Genomic DNA, 21709 nt, shown 5'->3' on the forward strand with positions numbered 1-21709 from the left:
TTAAAACTGTTTTTACTCAAAAAGATCTTTTGAAAAAAGATAAAACTTTTTTATTAAAAAGGCTTTACACTTTTCGATATGTTGCTATAATAAAAACATACCCAGTAACAACACAGCATGATTCTGTAGCTCAGCTGGGAGAGCGCTACCTTGACAGGGTAGAGGTCGCTGGTTCGAGCCCAGTCAGAATCATACCGAAATCGTTCCTTTTCGAAGGGGCGATTTTTTTGCGTTAAAAAAACTATTCCCGAAATCAATCAGGAATAGTTGGAAGGGAGGTAAATTGTTTTATTGAATTTCGAGATGAAGATCGCCACGTTTCGTCCAACCGGCGACGGTCGTCAATCGATAGAAGACGAGCGTTAAGACGCCAGGTAGAACAACACCAGTCAAGAAGAAGACGAGGAACGCCTGAGGACCTTGGTTGACGAAGATATTGAGTGGAGCAATCATCGAGTTGAGTCCGAGTCCAGCAAGTTCGTAAGGCACTTTCAATGATAGAAGTAACGTTGCGACAGGCGCTGAAATCATCGCTGCGAGAAACGGTGCAACGACAAGGCGTGGATTTTTAACGATATTCGGGAATTGTACTTTAGGTGTGACGAAGAACGAAGCAATCAAACCACCTGGATCCGTCTGACGGTATGCCATTAACGTAAAGCCGACGAACTGAGCGGAACAGCCAATGAGTGCAGCGGCGCTTGCCACAGGATCAAGTTGTAAAGCAATAGCAAGTGCTGCAGACGAAGCAGGAGACATTAACAAGATACTAAAAATGAGTGCGATGACAAGAGATGTAGCAATAGGAGAAGACTCGACTGACGCTGTAATCATGGCACTGAATTTTGTAAGGAGTGGTGTCGTGACGGCAGCAGCACCGATTCCAGTCACACCACCAGCAAGAACAGCACTCATCGGGATGACCATCATGTCAAATTTCGTTTTTCCAGTCATGCGTTTTCCGACGTATACAGCGACAGCAGCAGCGAGTAATGCGCTGATGGGTTGCCCAGGAACAAGAACGAGTCCGGAAGCAGTTGATTGAAGGGCAGCACCACCAATCGTCGCTGCGATCATCGCGCTGAACAAGACGAGTGTGTTTCCTCCGAGCTGAAAGGCGATACCGGCACCAAGTGCTGGGGCGAGTAGTACTTTTGCGACGCCGCCAATCGTCAGTAGCATTTGGATATGTAGAAGATTTCCGAGCGTCTCAATCAGGAGTCCGACACCAAGTGTTACAAGAACGGCATTTGCCATTCCAGCTGATACTTTTACCATTCGATCCATCGCATATTCTTTCAACGTTGTCATCCTCTCTATCTATCTCTATTTTTGCCATGAAAAAAGCCTATCCGTTTTTGGGATAGGCGCCACTCATTCTGTGCGGGCGCCTCATTCGATGCATCGAAAGAAGGGCCCAAAAATCATTTCCGTTTCATCAGCGGAAAAGTTTTCAGTCCCTCATGCATAGAATAATCAGTCGTCCAGCTTGATTAAATGGCTGTTGCGTCGGAATCATTTGATCGTGCCCCTCTCTGTGAATTTTTCTAAGCCTAACATGCTCTTGTTTAATAATCAATATTTTCTGACAATTTATTTTTTCCTGAAATGCGACAGGAATTCACGGTACTACCGGGAATTCCTAATTTAACAACAATGGAGGCGTTTACATGAAAGTCATGCTTTTTACAGATATTCATGGCAATGCATCAGCATTACGTGCGGTATTGTCTTATCTTGATCAACAATCAGATATCGATGCCGTCTATTGTCTCGGTGATCTTGTCGGCATTGGACCAGAACATAATGAGGTCATTGATCTATTGAAGCAACGACCTGATATTCAAACGATTTCTGGGAATCATGATGAATGTGTCCTTGCTTTAATCCATGGGGAGACCTATCCAGGTAGCTATCGACATGCTAAAGAGCACCATCAATGGATCGCGGATACGTTGACGCAAGAAAATCAAAAGTATTTGGAACGTTTACCGCGTGCCTTAAACATCATGCATCAGGAACAAACGATGCACCTGACACACTATGCTTATGCCGACCAGACGAAGAAGATTGGTGAAGAGCCATTAAAGCAAGCAGTAGATGGAACGAAAGAAAACTTATCCGTTCTGTTTGCTGGAAGTAAGGCGCGGATCATTGGCTTCGGTCATCATCATCCAGCGCAACAAGTCGATACAGAGCAAACGCTCTTTATTAATCCTGGTGCACTTGGATGTCAGGAAACAGCCATCGCCCCGATAGCAATTATCGATTGGCAGAAGGACCACGTCCGTTCGGAAATCCTGGAGATTTCATATGATGATCGACGATTTTTAGATGTACTCAATAAGACGGAGATGCCAGAACGTGAGTTGATGCGGCGTCTCTTCTTCGGCAGTAGAACATGAAAAAACCTTCATGAAATGTTCATGAAGGAAGTCGATCAAGCCGATAGTTTCGTCATGATCGAGATGAGACAGACGATGATCAGTAACAAAATGCCGATGTTTCGTTTCAATGGATGGCGTGACCAGTAGAAGAATAGCGCAAGGACAGGGGCCACAAAAAAAGCAACGACGAGACTGATTAATGTCGCGAGAAATAACACAAACATCCAAAGCTTGCTAGTTGTTCGGTATACCTGCCACATGTCGTAAAGCGACATGACTGTATAAGCGAGTAACACGAAGATGATTCCGGTCGATAAACTCAAAGTGATCATCACTCCATTCCCTTTTCAGTATAAGGGAAGGAGCGAGAATGATTACACGACTTGAAGTAAAAAACGTGACGAATCCATGAACGTACGTACGGTAGCTGTAATGAAGAGAGAGGAGAAGGCATTCATGTTGGACATCTATCGCCGTTTTTTTCTATTTCCTGATATTTTAATCATGCTCGTACTACTGATTGGAATAAGCAGTTATACCATTGCACAGCCGTTTCATTGGTCGATCCTACTGTTTTTTTGCCTTGGACTTATTGTCTTTAGCTTTAGTGAATACCTGACCCATCGGTTTTTGTTCCATTTACCACCACCGAAGAATGCATTCGGACGAAAGTTGTTGAAACGACTTCACTATGATCATCATGCGCATCCGAATGAACTGCACCTGTTATTTTTACCGATTTGGTATTCGTTACCGAATCTCGGATTTTTTGCAGCTCTGACGTATCTTTTGACACAGTCTGTCGTTTCGACAGCGGCAGCTGCAAGTGGATTGATCGTCATGTTACTTGTTTACGAATGGAAGCATTATGTGGCGCATGTTCCGCTGAAGCCGAGAACGCGTTTTGGAAAATGGATGAAAAAGACGCATCTGTTGCATCACTTCAAAAATGAACACTACTGGTTCGGTGTCTCGAATCCGGTAGGAGATTGGTTGTTTGGAACGCTGAAGGATGAAAAAACAGTTGCTTCTAGTCAAACGGCACGAAATTTAGAAAAGAATCGAGAATATGAAAAACCGCCAATCAGCTAATTGGCGGTTTTTTTGATTCATAGGATACGCAACATGGCACGACGAATCGTATCAAGTTCGAGCGGACGAGCAATCAATGGCCATTCGGCAATCAACGCAATGTACGTCCGGAAAATCAAAAAGGCTGTGACGTCGACTGGTACATCGCGATCATCTTGTCCAAGGCGCGTCTCAAGTAGCGTTTTAAGATATTCGACGACATGTCGTTCGATTCGTGTCCGTAATTCCTGCATCTCTTGTAATTTTAAGTTGCGTGTTTCTTCGATGATTTGAAGAATGAACAAATGTTGTTGCTGATGATAAACGATGGCATCGATCATGGCTTGTTTATTTTCTTCCACCGTCGCATGTTCGACATAAGCGCGTTCCGCTTCTTCTTTCATCTCTTGTAGCACACGTGTCACGAGAGATTCAAATAAGTTGAGTTTGCTTTCAAACAGTTGATAAACGGTCGGTTTCCCGACATGAGCGCGTCGGGCGACACGCTCAATTGTCGTTCCTTTATAACCGAGTTCAGAAAAACAAGCCATCGCTGAGTCGAGTATCAGTGTTTCTTTATCAGACTGTGTCATGTTGTTTTCGTCTCACTTTCGTTGAGAGTAGAATCCGCTTGGCTCCAAGCCCTCCAACGAAGCTGATAATCAACGCGACGACTAGGATGGTCGCGAGGACTTGGCTGTTGGATACGAGGGCGTCCGTTACACCAAGCCCAAGAGCTTCACGGAATCCACCGACTGAATACGTCATTGGTAAGAACGTATGAATCGCTTGGAAGAAGCTTGGTGTCATTTCGACTGGGAACGTACCACCACTACCACCGATTTGTAGCAGGAGTAGTAAGAAGGCAAGAAATTGTCCGACGCGACCGAGCAGCATCGCGAGCGTGAACAGAATCGTAATGAACGTCATACCTGTTAAAGCAGCGAATCCATAGAGCGCAGGGACACTCGCAACATCAGCATCAAGGACATAGACGATGGCTGTGGCCGCAGCGACACCTTGCAATGCTCCGATCGGTAAGATGAGTGATAATTTACCGACAAGGAAGCGCCATGTCAGACTCTCACCATGCTCTGGACGAATCTGATAGACAGACGAGAACATTAGAGCGCCTGCGAATAAAGCAATACTGAGGATATAAGCGGATAAACCAGAACCATAGTTGTTGACCGTCGAATAGTCATGTTCTTTTAAGACGACGGGTTCTGCCAGCATGTTGTCCCGCTCTTTTGTCGGCTTAACGGTTGCATCTTTAGCTCCTTTGCTGAGCTCATCCTTCAATGTTTTAGCACCATCTTCAAGTTTTGTATTGGCATCCGCGATTTTAGAAGCCCCATCGGTCGTTTTGCCGATTCCGTCCGTAATCGTAGTTGAACCAGATGCCAATTGTCCTAACCCGCTATTTAACGCGCTAGCCCCTGTTTGAAGTTGATGTGTTCCGTCTGAAAGCTGATTTGCCCCGTCAGCAAGTTGTGTACCACCGGTTGCGGCTTTATGAACACCGGCAGTATATTGACCGAGTTTTTCATTAAATGTTTGTTGACCACTTGCTAGTTGTTGTGCACCAGACTCGACTTGTTTCGCACCGTCGACGAGTTTCATTTGACCTGCGTTTAGTTGTGATACAGCTGATTCGACTTGTTGACCACCTGCAGCCAGTTGACCAATCTTCTTCGTCGCATCCGTTGCTTGAGCAAGACTCTGATCAATCGCGCCTTCTTGAGCGGCAAGATTTTGGATATTTTCTTCTAGTGAACCAATAGTGCCGAGTAACGTTTGTTTTTCTTCATCCGACAACTGTTCAGAAGCAGAAATGACTTCTTTTAGTTGAGCGACGTTTGCTTCAAGGGCTTCACGACGTGCTCGTAAATCTTGTTTCGCTTTTTCAGCATCTTGATTAAGTTGTGTTAAAAAGGCGTTGGCGGCTTGGGCTTTTTCATCCAGTTGATTTAATCCATCCGTCAACTGTGGAATTTTTTCGTTAAGTTGAGCCGTACCTGCAGCCAGTTGTTCTGCCCCTTGGCGGACTTGTGTCGAACCACCGCTGAGTTTTGTTGCGCCGTCTTCGAGTTGCGCGGCACCTGCCTGTAACTTGCCGCCGTTTTCATCGAGTGTGTTCAACCCTGAAGATAACTCACCTGTTTTTTGAGCAAAGAGGGAAGTTTTTTCGTCGAGTGTCGTTGCCCCGTCACTGAGTTTTTTAGAGCCTTGGTTTGCTTCCCCGAGTTTTTCAGACAGTGTCAGACTGCCATCCGCGAGTTTTCCAAGATTCGTTGCCAGTGTTTTGGCACCATCTGCTGTTTTGTGGTTGCCATCTTCTAGTTTAGAAGAACCGTCCGATGCCTTTTCCATGCCGTTGGCGATTTTCTTTAAGGCACCAAAGATTGCGCTACTATATTGTTTCGTAACGGATTTTCGAATCTTTTCGTTTAACTGTTTTGCAGCCGTACTCGAAATTTGTGTTCCGGAGTAGTTTTTGGCTGGATTCAAGTAGTATTCCAACTCAATTTTCTTCGGATGATCGTCGAGTAGTGTCGTTGCATTTTTAGAGAAATTCTTCGGAATGACGACCGTCATATAGATTTTGCCGTCACGTAATTCTTTTTCGGCTTTGTCCTTAGATAAGAACTGCCAATCAAAATCATCATTTTTTTTGAGTTTGTCGACGAATTGATCCCCGATGTCGACTTTTTCTCCTTTAAACTTCGTCGCCTTGTCTTCATTCACGATAGCGACCTTGATATCTTCTGTTTGACCGTATGGGTCCCAGAATGCAGATAAGAAGATGGAGTTGTAGAGAAACGGTACGAGGATGAGGGCGAGAATGACGACAATCATCATCGGACTCTTCAATTTCTTCCATTCTGAGCGAAACATAAATACAAATCCCCTTTCTAAAACTCAAAACTTATTTGAGTTTTAGGTTTTGATGAGATTTACTTTACTCTCTTCATTATAAAAAATCAATCAATAATTCCAATTTCACATAAAAAAGACGACTCGCAGGGAGTCGTCTCGAACAAAAACGAGTTAAGGAAGCAAAAGTAGTTTTCCTGTGCTACGTCGACTTTCTAAAAAGTCATGCGCTGCTTTTCCATCAGATAAAGCAAATGTTGTAGGAGAAGATAGGGTGAGGTGACCGGATAGAATCCAGTCAAACAATTCACCGGATCTACGGATTCGCTCTTTAGAAGATGTTAATACGTTCCAAAGGTCACCACCCGTTAATGTTTTGGATGTATCCATCAAAAGACGCGGATCGACAGGAGTAGGATCGCCGCCTGCCATACCATAGAAGACAACAGTACCATGGACTTTTGTTACATGAAAACTATCCATTAAGGTCGAACCGATCGATTCGTAGACAACATCAACACCTTTACCTGAGGTATGTGTGAGAACGTGCTCGACCCAGTTCTCTGAATATAAATAGACAGATTCACAACCAGCAGTTTTAGCGATCTGTGCTTTCTCAGGAGAAGACGTCAATCCAATCGGAGTTGCCCCAAGCAACCGAATGAGCTGTGTCAACAACTGACCAACGCCACCGGCAGCTGCATGTACTAAGACGATATCTCCCGGTTGGACATGGTAGCTATCGCGAGTTAAGTAATGCGCTGTTAATCCTTGTAATAAGACAGAAGCGGCTGTTTCGTATGAGATACCTTCAGGAAGCGGAATCAATTTATCGACGGGGGCTGCGACGTACTCAGCATTCGCAAGCGGAACGTCCGCAAAGGCAACTCGTTGACCTACGTGGAACGTTGAAACAGCAGCACCGATTGCGGTGACGACTCCTGCTCCTTCATATCCTAGAATATAGGGAGGCTGTCCTTCTAAATGGTAGTTTCCTTTGCGACGATAGATATCTGCGAAATTTAGACCAATCGCTTTCATTTCAATCAGAACTTCATGTTCAGTGATTATTGGTGTTGGCAGGTCTTCGAATCGTAGTACATCAGACGTTCCGAATTCATGGAATGTTAATGCCTTCATTTCAACACATCCTTCTTCTCATTTTGCTTTTAGTATAAGGCAGAACATCTGAAAATGATGGAAAGATGCGTTACACTAGAAAAAAAGACGAAAGAAGGGACAGTATGAAACGTGTCTTGATGGGTGGGATTCGCTTTTATCAAAAAGTCATTTCTCCCATGAAACCAGCTACCTGTCGATTTTATCCAACGTGTTCCCATTACGGGATGGAGGCGATCGAACGACATGGTGCAGTAAAAGGCAGTTATTTGACGACACGTCGCCTGCTTCGTTGCCAACCCTTTCATCCAGGAGGACTTGATTTCGTTCCAGAACCGGATCAATTCAGCTGGAAAGCACCGCTACAACGGGAAAACCCGCGTGAGAAGGTGGAAGAGGCTGAGGAATAAATCATGTTAATGGTTTAACGAAATGAGAGTAAAAAAAGGAAGTGTGCTACCGAAAATTACCGGTAACACACTTCCTTTTTTTCGTTCTATTTACGAGAAATCATAGTTTGCCTGTCAAAAACTGTGCTTCACCGAGCCCAAAGCTCCAGTCCGCAGCATCATTTTCGACGATCGAAACCATCAAATCAGTCGGTGCGAGTCCGCAATTTGCTTGCAATCGTTCTGCGAGCAATTGGTAAAGGCGTTGTTTTTTCTCTTCCGTCCGCGTTTTGCTCGTCACACTAATGAGGACGATATCTTTAGTCCGTTCAAAACCAAGTCCTGTGTCTTGAATGACCATCTCATGTGCTTTATGCGTATGCACGATTTGGTACCGATCGCGTTCTGGCACATCAAATGCTTCGACCATCGCATCGTGTGCGGTGTCGAGTAAAGTTTTTAACTCTTCTTCTGAACGTCCTTCAATGACGTCGAATCGTAATAACGGCATATGAAATCACTCCTTAACAAAAGTATGTAGAGTAGGGGAGAACCCTACTCTTATATTATTCGAAGAATGGTTTGTATTGACGACGATCGTGCATGACAGACAACCATTGTACAGTCGAGAATTCTTCAAGTACCCACTCACCGTTGAAGCGACCAAGTCCTGAATCTTTTTCACCACCAAATGGCATATGCGGCTCATCATTAACTGATTGGTCATTGATGTGGATCATACCTGTTTCAACTTCTAGCGCAAAGGCAGTCGCACGTTCAATAGAAGAACCGTGAACAGCACCACTCAATCCGTATGGGAGTGAGTTCGCGATTTCGAGTGCTTCTTCATCCGTATCGAACGGGATGATGACAGCAACTGGTCCAAAGATTTCATTTTTAGCAAGCGGCATATCATTCGTAACGCCTGTGACGACAGTTGGTGCGATGACGTTATCTTTTGCTTCGCCCCCAACACGAACGGTTGCGCCAGCAGCTTTTGTTTTTTCGAGGTCTTCGAGAATCCGTTCAACTTGTGATTGGTTGATGAGCGGTCCGACTTGTGTCCGGTCGTGTGATGGATCGCCGTATTGTAATTCTTTGACACGAGCGACATACTTCTCGACGAACTCATCATGAATCGAAGAGGCAACGAGAATCCGGTTCGTTGACATACAGATTTGACCTTGGTGATAGAACTTGCTGTAGACAGCAGATTCGACCGCACGATCAAGGTCTGCATCGTCAAGTACGACGAAGACGTTGTTTCCGCCAAGTTCAAGCGCTGTTTTTTTCAGATGTTTCCCGGCAAGTTCACCGATATGGCGACCTACTTCAGTTGATCCTGTGAATGAAATCAAGCGTGGTACAGGGTGTTCAACGATCGCGTCACCAATTTCTGAACCGCGACCGACGATAACGTTCAAGACACCTTTTGGTAATCCAGCTTTTTCGAACAGGCTAGCAAAAATCAATCCGCCTGAGACAGGAGTATCTGTAGCTGGTTTGACGACGACTGCATTACCGATTGCGATGGCAGTAGCAATCGAACGAACAGCTAAATGGAACGGGAAGTTCCATGGACTAATGACGCCGATGACACCAAGTGCTTTGCGGTAAATCCGATTTTCTTTGCCTGGTACGACCGATGGACGAATTTCACCGTGCATCCGTAGTGGGAATGTAGCAGCTTCTTTAACGATCAAGACTGAAGCGAGGAACTCACCTTCTGCTTTGATACGTGTACTTCCAGATTCCTTGATCAACCATTCGATGATTGTTTCTTTTTCTTCGTATAAGACTTTCAAGAAGTTTTCAATCAGACCTTGTCGTTTTAAGGCTGGAACTTTTGCCCACTCTTTTTGCGCGACTTGAGCTGCTTCGTACGCATCATCTAAATCTTGTTGGTTCGCGGCAGAAATCGTGAAGAGCTCTTCACCAGTGAATGGATTCGTATTCGTCATGTTGCTGTCACTTGCGCCTGTGCGCCACTGACCATCAATATAAATCTTTGTAAAATCCGTATGCAATGTTGCTTCATTTTGTTGAGCCATATCATTTCATCTCCCATTCGTTTTTATAACAATTAAGTTATTCACGTTATGAAAAGAAGTAAAACACATCCGTGCACTTCGACCAAATATATTGCTCAAACTCAGGAAAGGAATAGGGTTTTAAAGCGCTCTAAATCAGGAATTCATTCAATATAGTACTATAAAGAGGAGGAATTTTATTTTGAAGAAGCTGAAAGTCCTATCACGAGAAATTAATTGGTGGTGGCCGTTACTTTACGGACTTATCGGTATAGGACTGACGGGTGTCGTGACGTGGTTAGATGTGTATGTATCAGGCTGGTTTCCAAAAGAGTGGCAAACGACACTTGGCTTAGCACAGACGATCCACAGTTCGGTTTTTACCGGACTGCTCGCCATGATGACATTTACATTCTCGACCATTCTTGTCGTCTTGACGACCTATTCATCACAATTCTCACCACGCACGTTACCTAACTTCATTGAAAATCGACAGGTGCAACACATTTTCGGTATCTTCATCGGAGCAGTCAGTTATTCCATGACGATGTTGTTTTTCCTTCGTCCGGCTTTAAAGACGAGTGTTGTCGCTTCGGCTGTAGCCGTTCTCGTTGTGCTGATATCGATCGTGGCATTCGTCGCATTCATTCATATCGTCAGCCAGTCGATTCGCGTGACGACATTACTCGATCGATTACAAAACGAAGGAAATGAATTGTTAAAACGCCAACTCGAGCATCTGGAATCGGGAGAACAGAGAATTACTGAAAAGAAGATGACGATAAATCATCCTCATCTTGTTCAGGCAACACGAACTGGATATATTCAAGCAGTCGATTATGATGCCTTTGATCAGAAAGAACGCGTGTATATTCATCGACCGGTCGGATCATTCGTAACGGAGGGAGAAGTCATCGGACGCGCAACATGCAGAGATATCGATGGAAACATCTTGGTTGGTCCGACGAAATCTTCAGAACAAGATTTTGCATTTGTCCTTGAAAAGTTAAGTGAGGTTGCGTTACGTGCTATCTCTCCAGGAATTAATGACCCGAATACAGCGAGACATGCCATTCGGATCATTGGTGACTTAATGCGCCAGCATGCTGTAATACCGGATGGTGTACTAGTTGTTGGAGAGGACCAGCAGCACATCATCGTACGAGAAACTTACCAACAATTGTTATACACGACGTTTTACCAACTGCGTCATTATGGAGCAGAGGATATTTCAGTTCTTGCAACGATGCTCGAGTCACTTGGGATAATGAAGAGGAACGGGTTACCAAGCCACTGCGAGACGATTCAACGATTCATTCCATATATCTGTTCGGAAGTACGCTTTGAAAAAATGAACGACTGGGATCGTGATTTTCTACAAAATCAAATACATCGGGCGTTGAATGAAACCTTTGTCTCACCTTCGACGTAATAATGGACAAGAGATTCAAAGGAAGGAGGGGATAGAAAAGTGACAATCTTGTTATGGAGTCTGATCGTCGTTTGTTTTCTAGTCGCTTTTGCAGGTCTCGTTTATCCGATCATCCCAAGTGCGCCGATTTTAGTAGTAGGCTTTTTGATATATGGGTTCGGATTCGGATTCTCTGAATTATCGATTAGTTTTTGGGTGATTCAAGCGATTTTCATCATTCTCTTATTTACACTAGACTACCTCGTCAGTGCCTATACCGTCGATCGACGTGGAGGCTCACAAGCAGCTAAGATTGCGACGACAGTTGGATTGATTGCGGGACCATTTATATTGCCGGGTATTGGATTATTGATCTTCCCGTTCGTGTTTGCCATCTTAACGGAGAAAATCATTAGTAAAAAGACATGGCACACTTCAGTTTCAGTCGGAATTGGAACGGTCCTCGGGATTTTATCAAGTGCATTATTAAAGGGAATCGCGATGTTGCTCATGATCGTGATCTTCATTCTCTACGTTGTGTGACGGATTGACATGATGTCTTCAAGTACACATTTTATGAAAGTTCCGTTATAGTATGAATATGAAAAAGTAAGGAAGCTTTGAAAGTTTGAAGCTTCTTTTTGCTGTAAACCACCAGATGCCTCGGCATCTGGCTTTATATTAATGGAGGTGAATCCCCTTTCTTCGGGGAAACGATTGGACAGTACACACTCAATGGAGACATTCGACACGACGACGATCATTATTCGACTACTTATCATTGCACTACTTATCGTCTTGACGGCTTTTTTTGTTGCCGCCGAATTTTCGGTCGTCAAAATGCGAATGTCTCGAATCGATCAGTTGATTACAGAAGGAAGCAAAACTGCGAAAGTGGCGAAGCGGCTACTTGAGAATTTGGATTATTATTTGTCAGCCTGTCAACTTGGAATTACCGTGACAGCGCTTGGTCTCGGGTGGTTAGGAGAATCAACGGTAGGTGCAATTCTCGGTATGTTGTTCGAAGAGATTGACATACCGAATTCCGTTTCGACAATCATTTCGTTCGTTCTCGCATTCTCGATTGTAACGTTTCTTCATGTCGTGCTTGGAGAACTTGCTCCGAAATCTCTCGCCATTCAAAAAACGGAAGCGATCACGATGTTACTCGCACCGCCGCTTTATTGGTTCGGTAAAATCATGAAACCTTTCATCTGGACATTGAACGGTTCAGCACGGATCATTCTTCGTTTGTTTGGTGTTGAGCCAGCAGGGCACGAAGAAGTCCATTCTGAAGAAGAGATTAAAATCATCATGACCCAGAGCTATAAGAGTGGAGAAATCAACCAGACCGAACTTTCATACATGCAGAACATCTTCTCGTTCGATGAACGGATCGCAAAAGACATCATGTTACCGCGCACGGACTTGATTACGATTTCAAACGATGCATCGATGGAGGACATCATTCGCCTTGTTGAAGAGTATCAGTTCACACGTTATCCGATAGCGGAAGAGGGAGATAAGGATAAAATCCTTGGCTTCATCAATGCAAAACAATTATTTACGGATCATATGGCGAACAAAGGAAAATCATTAAGCTATTACATCCACAACTTGCCGATTATATCTGAATATTCACCGCTTCAAGACGCAATGTTGAAAATGCAGGTGGAACGGACGCCAATGGCACTCGTCATTGATGAGTATGGTGGTACGGCAGGTGTAATTACGATGGAAGACATCTTGGAAGAAATCGTTGGAGAAATTCGTGATGAATTCGATAAGGATGAGAAAGCAGATATCGAACAAATTCATGAGCGGTTATACCGCATTTCAGGACGTGTCTTGATTGATGATCTAAATGAACGCTTTAACCTAGGAATTGAAGAGGAAGATATCGATACGATTGGTGGCTGGGTCATGGCACAGGATACGGAAGTATCGAGTGGTCAAGAATTCCGCTATCAAGAATACACGATTAAAGTGATGGAAGTCGATAATCATCAAGTCAAATCGATCTATCTTCAATTGCCTGACCAAGAAGTAATCGAAACAGAAGATATCGGATAAGAAATAGCACTAAAAAGATGATGGACTTGAAGTTCATCATCTTTTTTTGTCTATCAAAAGAAGAAGGCATGAACACTCCTTGTGTTTATCTCCTTCAGTGACGGGTATTACTGTTTATGTGGCAAAAAAAGCATTTTTCAATTCAACAGGAAAAGGGGTTTTTTATTATGTCAAACGTCATTCTTACTTCACGTGCATCTGCAGTCGGTGGTCGCGACGGAAAAGTCGCTTCAGACGATAACGTCATTAATCTCGATTTAGTCATGCCAGGAACAAAAGGCAAAGAAGACATTCCGACATCAAACCCGGAACAGTTATTCGCAGCAGGATATGCCGCTTGTTTTGATGGTGCCTATAACTTGATGGCGCGCCAAGCAAAAAAACGAGTCGAGACGCGGACGAATTCAGAAGTCAGCCTCTTACAGGATGAAGCGGATAACGGTGTGAAAATTGCAGCGAAACTCGTCGTCGAAGTCGTTGGTGTATCGCAAGAAGAAGCAGAGGACTTACTAGAAAAAACGCACAACTTCTGCCCGTATTCAAAAGCGACACGCGGCAACATCGATGTCGATCTTTCTGTTAAAGTCGTCGATTCATTATAAGCGATGAGTCTTGAGGAGGGTTTTCGATGACACCAAAAGAAACCGATCGTCCAAATGAGGAATTCGAAGATGAACGGGATCGTCTGTCTGATAAAGAACGGAAACTGACAGAGGAACAACAAAAGGAAATCCTAAAAGGAAAAGATGAAATGCCAGATGATACGGTTTCTCCACGAGATCGTGGAGAAGATCCGATTTAAACTAAACAACTTGGGGGATGAATCACATGTCTAAAAAAGTAGCTGTTGTACTCGCCGATCATTTTGAAGATGTAGAATTCACAGGACCGGTTGATGCATTAAAAGAAGCAGGACACGAAATTACGGTTATTGGCGCCAAAAAAGGGGCAGAACTCGTTGGGAAGCAGGAAGAGGCAAAAGTTAACGTCGATCTCTCGATTGATGAGACTTCAGCGACAGACTACGATGCGCTCTTGATTCCAGGCGGATTTTCACCGGATTTACTACGGGAAGATGATCGGTTCGTCTCATTCGTCGAAGAATTCGATATGTCGAAAAAACCAATCTTCTCGATCTGTCATGGACCTCAGTTGATGATTAATGCAAAAATCGTCAAAGGAAGAAAAATGACAGGTTACAAATCGATTCGAATCGATTTAGAAAATGCTGGAGTAGACTTCACGGATGAAGAAGTCGTTGTCGACGACAACTTCATCTCAAGTCGTCAACCAGATGACATTCCCGCATTTAATCGGGAAATTGTAGCAAAACTAGGCTAATCTTATGATATAAAAAATCAGCACTGCGACGTTGCAGTGCTGATTTTTTATACGTGATCCGGATAATCACAAAGTTCCGTAATGACGCCGTGTGAATGACGAGGATTCATGTAAATCAACCGTCGTCCGAACGGAGTTGTTCGATACGTATCCTCTAAAAATGTTAAACCTTGTTGTTTCGCTTCTAGGATGGCCTGATCCAAATTCTCTACACGATAGGCAATGTGATGGACACCTTTTCCGCGTTGTTTCAAAAACCGTGCAATTGGACTATCTTGACTCGTTGGTGTCAACAGCTCGATATGCGCATCATCGAACTCAATGACAGCAATATTAGAAGCTACACCAGGAGCAGGATTTGAATATTCACGAGTCAACGTGCCACCTAGCACTTTTGTATAGAATGAAATCGCTTCTTGCATGTCACGGACAGCAATTCCAGTATGATCTAATTTCATATGATACCCTCCTTCTATTCGCTTCAGTTTCCCAAAAATGAATCAAAGTTGCAATGATGAGATATCTTCCAAATGTTTCTATTACATAGTCGAAAAAAGATTTATTTAAAATGAAATATCACTGAAATATTATGGAAGAGGAATGAATGCTATAATCAAAAACGTTCTTATAAAAAAGAAAAACTATGATAGAATTTAAATTTAACGAAAATACTCTACGATAAATCATAAAACATACCATTATAGAAAAAGAGGGAATACTACATGAAAAAAACGTTTGCGTCGCTCATCGTTTCCGCACTGGTTCTTTCATCAGCTCCTCATTTTGCAGCAGCTGACGATTTAAGTGAACAGAAAGCCAAAAACGAACAACAGCAACAAGACAATGCAAAAAAGCAAAAAAACTTAGAGTCTTCTGTTAATCAGGAAGGTCAAAAAATTTCTAAAACACAACAAGAAGTCAATCGACTAGATGAAGCTTTGAATGAAAAAATCTTTGCTGTCGAAACAAAAGATCGTCAAATCAAAGCGACAGAACGAGAAATCGTTGAACTTGGAAAAGAAATTGAGAAGTATAAAGCGAAATTAAAACGCCAAGAAAAACTTCTAGGTGATCGTCTTCGTGTCATGCAAGAAAATGACGGGAACTCGATCAAATGGGAAGAAGTCATCTTTGGTGCTAAAAACGTAGGTGACCTCGTAAGCCGTGTCATGGCAGGGAAATCCATTTCAAAACAAGATGATAAAATGATCACAGATTACCAAAATACGCAAAAGCAATTAGCGGATGCGCAACAAGAAGTGAAAGAAAAGAAAGCACAGTTAGTCGTTGAGAAGCAGGAATTAAAACGTCAGCAAGCAGATCTTGAATCACAATTAAAAGAGCGGAACAAACGCTTAAAAGAATTACGTAAGAAAAAAGAAAAATTCGAAACACAGTTGATGGATGCTAAAGAAGTCCAGCAAATTCTGATCGCTCAAGAAAAAGCGATTGCAGCTGAAAAAGCAGCGCGTGAACGTGAAGCACGTATCGAAAAAGAGCGTCAAGCACAAGCAGCACGTGAAGCGAAAGCACGGGCAGAAGCTGAAGCAGCTCAAGCAGCAGCTCAAAAAGAGGCGGAACAACAAGCGGCTAAAGAAGCAGCGGCTCAGCAAGCAGCGCAAGAGAAGGCAGCACAGTCGGCAAAATCTTCTGGTTCAACGAAACAGTCGACACCAAAAGCATCTACGCCGGCTCCATCTGCACCTGCTCCAGCGCCGTCAGCTCCCGCAACACCTAAACCAGCACCATCATCAGGTGGACTCTTCATTCATCCAACTGCTGGGACTGTGACACAAGGATATGGCTCTGCAGGCGGAGAGAACGGTTATACGTTCCATAACGGGATTGACTTCGGTGGTCCAGTTGGCACGCCAATCGTAGCGGCTGCAACAGGTACAGTCATTACAGCATCAGGTGGCGGACCTTATGGAAATCATGTCATGATCGCTCACCAATTGAACGGGAAGACATATACGACAGTATATGCTCACATGAGTTCACTCAATGCCCGTGCTGGTCAACGTGTCAGCCAAGGTCAACAAATTGGCGCGTTAGGTAGTACAGGAAATTCAACAGGACCGCACCTACACTTCGAAATCCACGTCGGTGGGTATAGCTATAGTGCAACTGGTCCAGCTAACTCAGTCAATCCATTGTCGATGCTTTAATCGTAAAGAATCGTTGCGTATGCAACGATTCTTTTTTTGTCATTTTCAAAAAACAAATCGTATATTACAAAAAATCGTTTTCATTTGAAATGTAAATGAAATTTTTTTGAAACGATTACGGTGCTATAATCTATTTCAGATATGAGAGAAACTTGAATACTATAATAAAATATGAAAAAAACATAAGTGAGGAAAACGATATATGCTAAAAAAACTAATTTCTACCATTGTTTTAGGAGCATTACTTATAACAGGAACGCAACCGATCGCAGCAGCGACAATTAAAGAAAAAAAGGCTGAAAATGCCGCTGAACAACGTAAACTTGAAAAAGCGATCAAAAAACAAGAAGCTAAAATCTCAAAAGAGCAACGTCAAATCAATCAAATTGACGCAGCAATCAACGAAAAGATTTTCCAAGTCTCCGAAAAAAATAAACAAATTGAACAGTTGAACGTTCGAATTGATGAGCTAAAGGCAGACATCGTCCGTTACGAAGAAATGTTACAGAAACAGGAAGAACTACTCGGTGATCGTTTGCGTGTTTTCCAAGAGAACGATGGAAACTCGATTAAATGGGAAGAAGTCATTTTTGGATCGAAGGATTTAGGTGATTTATTCAGCCGTGTCATGGCGGGGAAAAAAATCGCTGAACAAGATGATAAAATGATTTCGGATTATATCGCAACGCAACAAAAATTAGCAGAAGCAAAACAAGCGCTCGTTGAGAAAAAAGCGGAGCAAATGCAAGAAAAGAAAGTATTGCTTGAACAAAAGAAAGCGTTAAAGGTTCAAATGAAAGAGCGTAGTGCTACGTTAAAAAAATTACGAAAAGGTAAGACGAAGTTTACGACAGAATTGTTAGACGCAAAAGAACTGCAAGCGACTCTCGAAGCTCAAGAACGTGCAATTGCGGCAGCAAAGGCAGCAGCGAAAGCAGCAGCTGAAAAAGCAGCAGCCGAGAAAGCGGCAGCTGAGAAAGCTGCTAAAGCGAGTGCTCAAGCAGCAAAACAAACAGGTAAGGCTTCAGAATCGACGACTTCAGTTGCCACACCCGTTGTTTCAAGTGGCGGAAAATTCGTGCGACCATCTTCTGGTGGCGTATCACAAGGGTTCGGTCCAGCAAGTGGCGCGAACGGTTATACGTTCCATAACGGTGTTGATTTCAGCGGTTCGGTCGGATCTCCAATCGTCGCAGCAGCAGCTGGAACGGTCATTACAGCTTCAGGTGGTGGACCTTACGGAAATCACGTCATGATTTCTCATTTCCTTGATGGACAAGTGTATACGACAGTCTATGCTCACATGAGTTCATTATCTGTTCATGCAGGACAAACAGTTTCTCAAGGTCAGCAAATCGGAACACTTGGTAGTACGGGGAATTCAACAGGACCACACCTACATTTCGAGCTACATGTCGGAGGCTATCAGTATAGTGCCTCTTCTCCTTTGAATGCAGTGAATCCATTAGCATATCTGTAATCAAAAACGGGCTTCGGCTCGTTTTTTTTTATACCTTGTGCTACAGTTAAGGCGAAACGAATACTTGAGCAACTAGGGGAGCTGGAGGAATCTGGCTGAGAGGAAAACCAATCTGTTTTCGACCCTATTACCTGAACTGGATAATACCAGCGTAGGAAAGTTGAGCCGAACGGATACCGGAATGCGTATATAACGCTTTCGTATAGCGTCGACTGCTTTTTTACAGCGGTCGGCGCTTTTTTGTCGGTAACGACTCCCTTGCATTGCTCGATGGGAAGGTGAGAGAAACATGAAACATGTATTGACGATTGCGGGATCCGACTCTGGTGGTGGAGCTGGGATTCAAGCAGATTTAAAAACATTTTCGGCTTTAGGCGTTTATGGAATGAGTGTCCTGACTGCCGTCACGGCGCAAAATACATTGGGTGTTCAAGCGGTAGAAGAGTTATCTCCAGAAATCGTTGACGCTCAATTAACATCGATTTTTTCAGATATTCGTGTCGATGCAATCAAAATCGGGATGGTCTCGAATGCGCAAACGATTCGTGTCATCGCGACACATCTTCGTAAACAGACAGTTCCAATCATATTAGATCCAGTCATGGTCGCAAAAGGAGGTCATGCCTTATTGCGGACAGAGGCAGAACAAGCACTGATTGAGGAGTTACTGCCACTTGCGACACTCATTACACCGAATTTACCAGAAGCTGAGCGTTTAACAGGACAGTCAGTAACCAGTCTAGAGGACATGCAATCTGCGATGCATCAATTGGCTATGCAGACAGGTGCAGTCTTACTAAAGGGTGGACACTTACCGGGAGATGCGACGGATTTGTTATTTGACGGGACGAAAGAATATCGGTTCACATCAGAACGTTTAGATAATCAACATACTCACGGAACTGGTTGTACCTTATCTGCCGCGATTGCCGCACGGATGGCGCTTGGAGAGGATTTACCAGATAGTGTACGACAAGCAAAAAGCTATGTCACGGAAGCAATCCGTCATGGATTTGCCCTCGGACAAGGTATTGGACCGACACATCATTTTCATTCACTTTGGAGGGATACACATGTTTACGACCATTCTTGAACAGAAACCACTCATTCACCATCTGACGAATACGGTTACGATCAACGATTGCGCAAACGTCACACTAGCTGTTGGAGCATCACCCGTCATGGCGGAAGACATTCGCGAAGTAGAAGAGATGGTGAGACTCGCCCAAGCACTTGTCTTGAACATTGGTACGCTGGATGCAGATATGCAGGAAGCACAACGCCTAGCAGCACGTGAAGCAGGACGATTGAACGTTCCGATCATCCTCGACCCAGTAGGAGCAGGAGCTACGACATTGAGAACCGAGTTCTCAAAAGAATTGATTGATCTCGGATGTACAGTCATTAAAGGAAATGCTTCTGAAATCAAGACATTACTTGGAGAGAATGGGCGAACGAAAGGAGTCGATGCTGCGGGAGACGAAATCATGGATCGAGAAAACATCCGTGCATTCGCACGCAAACAGCAATCCGTCGTCGTCGTCACCGGTCCAATCGATTACATCACAGATGGCACACGCGAAATAGAATTGAACGTGGGTACTCCTCGTCTTGGCAACATGACAGGAACAGGTTGTATGACGGCATCGATAATTGCTAGTTTTCTTGGTGCAGGATATACGGCGTTTGAGGCGGCAGTCCATGGAACATTTGTCATGGGAAAAGCAGGAGAGCGGGCAACATCCGCACAAGGGATAGGCGATTTTAAACGAGAGTTGTTCAACGCCATCAGTCTGATGATGGAACAAGATCTGATGGAGGTGACAGAGCGTGTCAATTGATTATTCGATCTACGCTGTCACAGATCGTCGATATCATCCGGGAGTTACTATCGAAACGGTCGTTGAAGAAGCGATTTTAGGTGGTGCAACGATCGTACAACTACGGGAAAAAACAGCACAAGGAAAGGAATTTTTTGATCAGGCAGTTCGATTAAAAGCACTCACGGATCGTCACGACATTCCGTTGATCATCAATGACCGAATCGATATCGCGCTACTCGTCGGAGCTGGTTTGCATATCGGACAAGAAGATATTCCTCTAACTGCAGCGCGTCGTCTTTTACCGAACGCCGTAATCGGTGTGTCGGTTGCAACTGTTGAGCAAGCGATGGAAGCAGAACAAAATGGTGCATCTTATTTAGGGGTAGGTTCTCTGTTTGCAACGTCATCAAAAGCGGACGCTGACGCGATGTCGCATACGACACTTCAGGCGATTCGGGAAGCTGTTGACTTACCTTTAATTGGTATTGGGGGAATTACTGCAACAAATGTCTCGTCTCTTCCGATTCCACTAGAAGGATACGCGGTCATTTCTGATATTTTTGCTAAGGAAGATCGGCAACTCGCTGCGGAGCAAATGACAAATGCCGTGCGAGAATGGCATCAATCTCTTCAGAACAGGGTATAATTCGTTCAGAGGTGATTGTATTGAAATGGCAAACGATCCGTTTTCGAGGCTATTGGATCCGGTATCGGTTAGAACCACAAATCATTCGGGTCGATAATCAGGGGATTTATCACTTAGGAAAAGTCTTGTTTCCGCGTCCAAATCGTATATCCTATGAAATGGCTCTTTTATTGAAGAAAAAGTATGAGCGACGCTACAAGCGTCCGTTGTATATTAAAACGAGTTCGATTGCGACAGAAATCTGGGGGCATACGCATTTAGATATCTATTATCGGATGCTTCTTCGGTTACCGATTCCAGCCTCATTGCGCCAGCATTATACGAATCGATTAGAAAGTACAAAAATCATCGATATCGGCGTACGTGCTGTCGATCAAAATCGAATCGTCTGGGATATCGGAGATTTCGTCGGGGGATGGTTTCTGTTTTGGCTCATTCGTAGACGAATGCGCTGAACTTGCAATGTCCTGTTTCTCGTGGTGCAATATATGTAGAAACGAGGTGATGGACATGGATATTCCCCGTTGTGAAACGATTGCGATTGACGAACAGCGTGCGTCCGAAATCGGACATGTCGTTGATACGATTCCGACGCTTGAAATCGGAAAATTATTTAAAATTTTATCGGATGCGACACGATTACGAATCGTTTATGCCTTGACGATCGAGGAAGAATTATGTGTTTGTGATGTCTCAGCATCTGTTGATTGTTCCATTGCGACAGCGTCGCATCATCTTCGATCTCTACTGAAACAAGGGCTTGTAAAGTTTCGCAAAGAGGGAAAAGTCGTCTATTATTCCTTGGATGACCATCATGTATCATCGCTTGTTCATATGGCGATGGAGCATGTACAAGAGGGAAAAGCAGTATCAGAATGACTTCCTAGAATAAAC

24 protein-coding genes, 1 tRNA gene and 1 riboswitch are annotated in these 21709 nt (G+C 43.8%); of the genes, 17 read left to right on the top strand and 8 right to left on the bottom strand.

All coding sequences use genetic code 11. The features are described 5' to 3' along the window. Positions 1-119: 119 nt before the first annotated feature. Positions 120-192, top strand: a tRNA-Val gene (locus K6T22_RS02920). A 96-nt stretch (positions 193-288) separates the two neighbouring features. Here K6T22_RS02920 and K6T22_RS02925 read toward each other — a convergent pair. Further along, positions 289-1311, bottom strand: a complete 1023-nt coding sequence (locus K6T22_RS02925) for a PTS sugar transporter subunit IIC (protein ID WP_238238827.1) — start codon at positions 1309-1311, stop codon at positions 289-291. 359 nt (positions 1312-1670) lie between these two features. On the opposite strand from K6T22_RS02925, the gene K6T22_RS02930 reads away from it, so the two are divergent. Next, entirely contained in the window at positions 1671-2405 is a 735-nt protein-coding gene (locus tag K6T22_RS02930) for a metallophosphoesterase family protein (RefSeq protein ID WP_238238829.1), read from the top strand. A 35-nt stretch (positions 2406-2440) separates the two neighbouring features. Here the strand turns inward: K6T22_RS02930 and K6T22_RS02935 are convergent, their stop codons facing one another. Further along, entirely contained in the window at positions 2441-2719 is a 279-nt protein-coding gene (locus tag K6T22_RS02935; RefSeq protein WP_238238831.1) for a hypothetical protein, read from the bottom strand. 124 nt (positions 2720-2843) lie between these two features. Between K6T22_RS02935 and K6T22_RS02940 the strand changes: the two genes are divergently transcribed. Then, positions 2844-3479: a sterol desaturase family protein gene (locus K6T22_RS02940; RefSeq protein WP_238238832.1), complete on the top strand. Its 636-nt coding sequence runs from the start codon at positions 2844-2846 to the stop codon at positions 3477-3479. Between the two features lie 17 nt (positions 3480-3496). Here the strand turns inward: K6T22_RS02940 and K6T22_RS02945 are convergent, their stop codons facing one another. The 3 genes from K6T22_RS02945 to K6T22_RS02955 form a co-directional block, all read right to left on the bottom strand. After that, entirely contained in the window at positions 3497-4051 is a 555-nt protein-coding gene (locus K6T22_RS02945; RefSeq protein ID WP_029340803.1) for a TetR/AcrR family transcriptional regulator, read from the bottom strand. Beyond that, positions 4038-6356: a YhgE/Pip domain-containing protein gene (locus tag K6T22_RS02950; RefSeq protein ID WP_238238833.1), complete on the bottom strand. Its 2319-nt coding sequence runs from the start codon at positions 6354-6356 to the stop codon at positions 4038-4040. The genes K6T22_RS02945 and K6T22_RS02950 overlap by 14 nt, the downstream gene beginning before the upstream one ends. Positions 6357-6509: 153 nt before the next feature. Beyond that, on the bottom strand, positions 6510-7475 hold the full coding sequence (locus tag K6T22_RS02955) for a quinone oxidoreductase family protein (RefSeq protein WP_238238834.1): 966 nt from the start codon (positions 7473-7475) through the stop codon (positions 6510-6512). A gap of 104 nt (positions 7476-7579) precedes the next feature. Here K6T22_RS02955 and yidD point away from each other — a divergent pair, with 104 nt between their 5' ends. Beyond that, entirely contained in the window at positions 7580-7864 is a 285-nt protein-coding gene (gene yidD, locus K6T22_RS02960) for a membrane protein insertion efficiency factor YidD (protein ID WP_238238835.1), read from the top strand. A 100-nt stretch (positions 7865-7964) separates the two neighbouring features. On the opposite strand, the gene K6T22_RS02965 is transcribed toward yidD, so the two are convergent. Beyond that, entirely contained in the window at positions 7965-8354 is a 390-nt protein-coding gene (locus K6T22_RS02965; protein WP_238238836.1) for a tautomerase family protein, read from the bottom strand. Positions 8355-8409: 55 nt separating this feature from the next. Further along, positions 8410-9894, bottom strand: a complete 1485-nt coding sequence (locus K6T22_RS02970) for an aldehyde dehydrogenase family protein (RefSeq protein ID WP_082318485.1) — start codon at positions 9892-9894, stop codon at positions 8410-8412. A gap of 181 nt (positions 9895-10075) precedes the next feature. Between K6T22_RS02970 and K6T22_RS02975 the strand changes: the two genes are divergently transcribed. The 6 genes from K6T22_RS02975 to K6T22_RS03000 all read left to right on the top strand — a co-directional run bounded on the left by K6T22_RS02975 (position 10076) and on the right by K6T22_RS03000 (position 14698). Then, positions 10076-11305 (top strand): DUF2254 domain-containing protein, encoded by a 1230-nt coding sequence (locus K6T22_RS02975; protein WP_238238837.1) that lies wholly within the window; start codon positions 10076-10078, stop codon positions 11303-11305. 39 nt (positions 11306-11344) lie between these two features. Then, on the top strand, positions 11345-11827 hold the full coding sequence (locus tag K6T22_RS02980) for a DUF456 domain-containing protein (RefSeq protein ID WP_238238838.1): 483 nt from the start codon (positions 11345-11347) through the stop codon (positions 11825-11827). Between the two features lie 192 nt (positions 11828-12019). Further along, positions 12020-13357: a hemolysin family protein gene (locus tag K6T22_RS02985; protein ID WP_238238839.1), complete on the top strand. Its 1338-nt coding sequence runs from the start codon at positions 12020-12022 to the stop codon at positions 13355-13357. A 167-nt stretch (positions 13358-13524) separates the two neighbouring features. Then, positions 13525-13959, top strand: a complete 435-nt coding sequence (locus K6T22_RS02990) for an organic hydroperoxide resistance protein (RefSeq protein WP_023467178.1) — start codon at positions 13525-13527, stop codon at positions 13957-13959. 26 nt (positions 13960-13985) lie between these two features. Then, positions 13986-14159, top strand: coding sequence for a hypothetical protein (locus K6T22_RS02995; protein ID WP_238238840.1), 174 nt, complete (start codon positions 13986-13988; stop codon positions 14157-14159). Between the two features lie 26 nt (positions 14160-14185). Further along, positions 14186-14698, top strand: a complete 513-nt coding sequence (locus tag K6T22_RS03000) for a type 1 glutamine amidotransferase domain-containing protein (protein ID WP_238238842.1) — start codon at positions 14186-14188, stop codon at positions 14696-14698. 47 nt (positions 14699-14745) lie between these two features. On the opposite strand, the gene K6T22_RS03005 is transcribed toward K6T22_RS03000, so the two are convergent. Continuing rightward, the gene (locus K6T22_RS03005) at positions 14746-15156 is read right to left on the bottom strand and encodes a VOC family protein (RefSeq protein WP_238238843.1); all 411 of its coding nucleotides are present in this window, start codon (positions 15154-15156) and stop codon (positions 14746-14748) included. A gap of 264 nt (positions 15157-15420) precedes the next feature. Here K6T22_RS03005 and K6T22_RS03010 point away from each other — a divergent pair, with 264 nt between their 5' ends. From K6T22_RS03010 to K6T22_RS03040, 7 genes are all read left to right on the top strand, one after another. After that, the gene (locus K6T22_RS03010) at positions 15421-16866 is read left to right on the top strand and encodes a murein hydrolase activator EnvC family protein (protein ID WP_238238845.1); all 1446 of its coding nucleotides are present in this window, start codon (positions 15421-15423) and stop codon (positions 16864-16866) included. Between the two features lie 202 nt (positions 16867-17068). After that, positions 17069-18346 carry a murein hydrolase activator EnvC family protein gene (locus K6T22_RS03015; RefSeq protein WP_238238847.1) on the top strand — a complete coding sequence of 426 codons (1278 nt, stop codon included), beginning with the start codon at positions 17069-17071 and terminating at the stop codon, positions 18344-18346. 64 nt (positions 18347-18410) lie between these two features. Beyond that, a riboswitch (TPP riboswitch) is annotated at positions 18411-18521 on the top strand. 114 nt (positions 18522-18635) lie between these two features. Then, positions 18636-19439 carry a bifunctional hydroxymethylpyrimidine kinase/phosphomethylpyrimidine kinase gene (gene thiD / locus K6T22_RS03020; RefSeq protein WP_238238848.1) on the top strand — a complete coding sequence of 268 codons (804 nt, stop codon included), beginning with the start codon at positions 18636-18638 and terminating at the stop codon, positions 19437-19439. Next, a complete protein-coding gene (gene thiM / locus K6T22_RS03025; protein ID WP_238238850.1) occupies positions 19420-20187 on the top strand; it encodes a hydroxyethylthiazole kinase in 768 nt (255 codons plus the stop codon). Before thiD ends, thiM begins: the two co-directional genes overlap by 20 nt. Beyond that, on the top strand, positions 20177-20815 hold the full coding sequence (gene thiE, locus K6T22_RS03030) for a thiamine phosphate synthase (RefSeq protein WP_238238851.1): 639 nt from the start codon (positions 20177-20179) through the stop codon (positions 20813-20815). Before thiM ends, thiE begins: the two co-directional genes overlap by 11 nt. A 20-nt stretch (positions 20816-20835) precedes the next feature. Further along, complete coding sequence (locus tag K6T22_RS03035) at positions 20836-21270, top strand: hypothetical protein (protein ID WP_238238852.1); 435 nt, start codon at positions 20836-20838, stop codon at positions 21268-21270. 55 nt (positions 21271-21325) lie between these two features. Further along, positions 21326-21694 (top strand): ArsR/SmtB family transcription factor, encoded by a 369-nt coding sequence (locus tag K6T22_RS03040; RefSeq protein ID WP_238238853.1) that lies wholly within the window; start codon positions 21326-21328, stop codon positions 21692-21694. Positions 21695-21709 lie beyond the last annotated feature (15 nt).

It is taken from the genome of Exiguobacterium acetylicum, assembly GCF_022170825.1.
GTDB lineage: Bacteria > Bacillota > Bacilli > Exiguobacteriales > Exiguobacteriaceae > Exiguobacterium_A > Exiguobacterium_A acetylicum_B.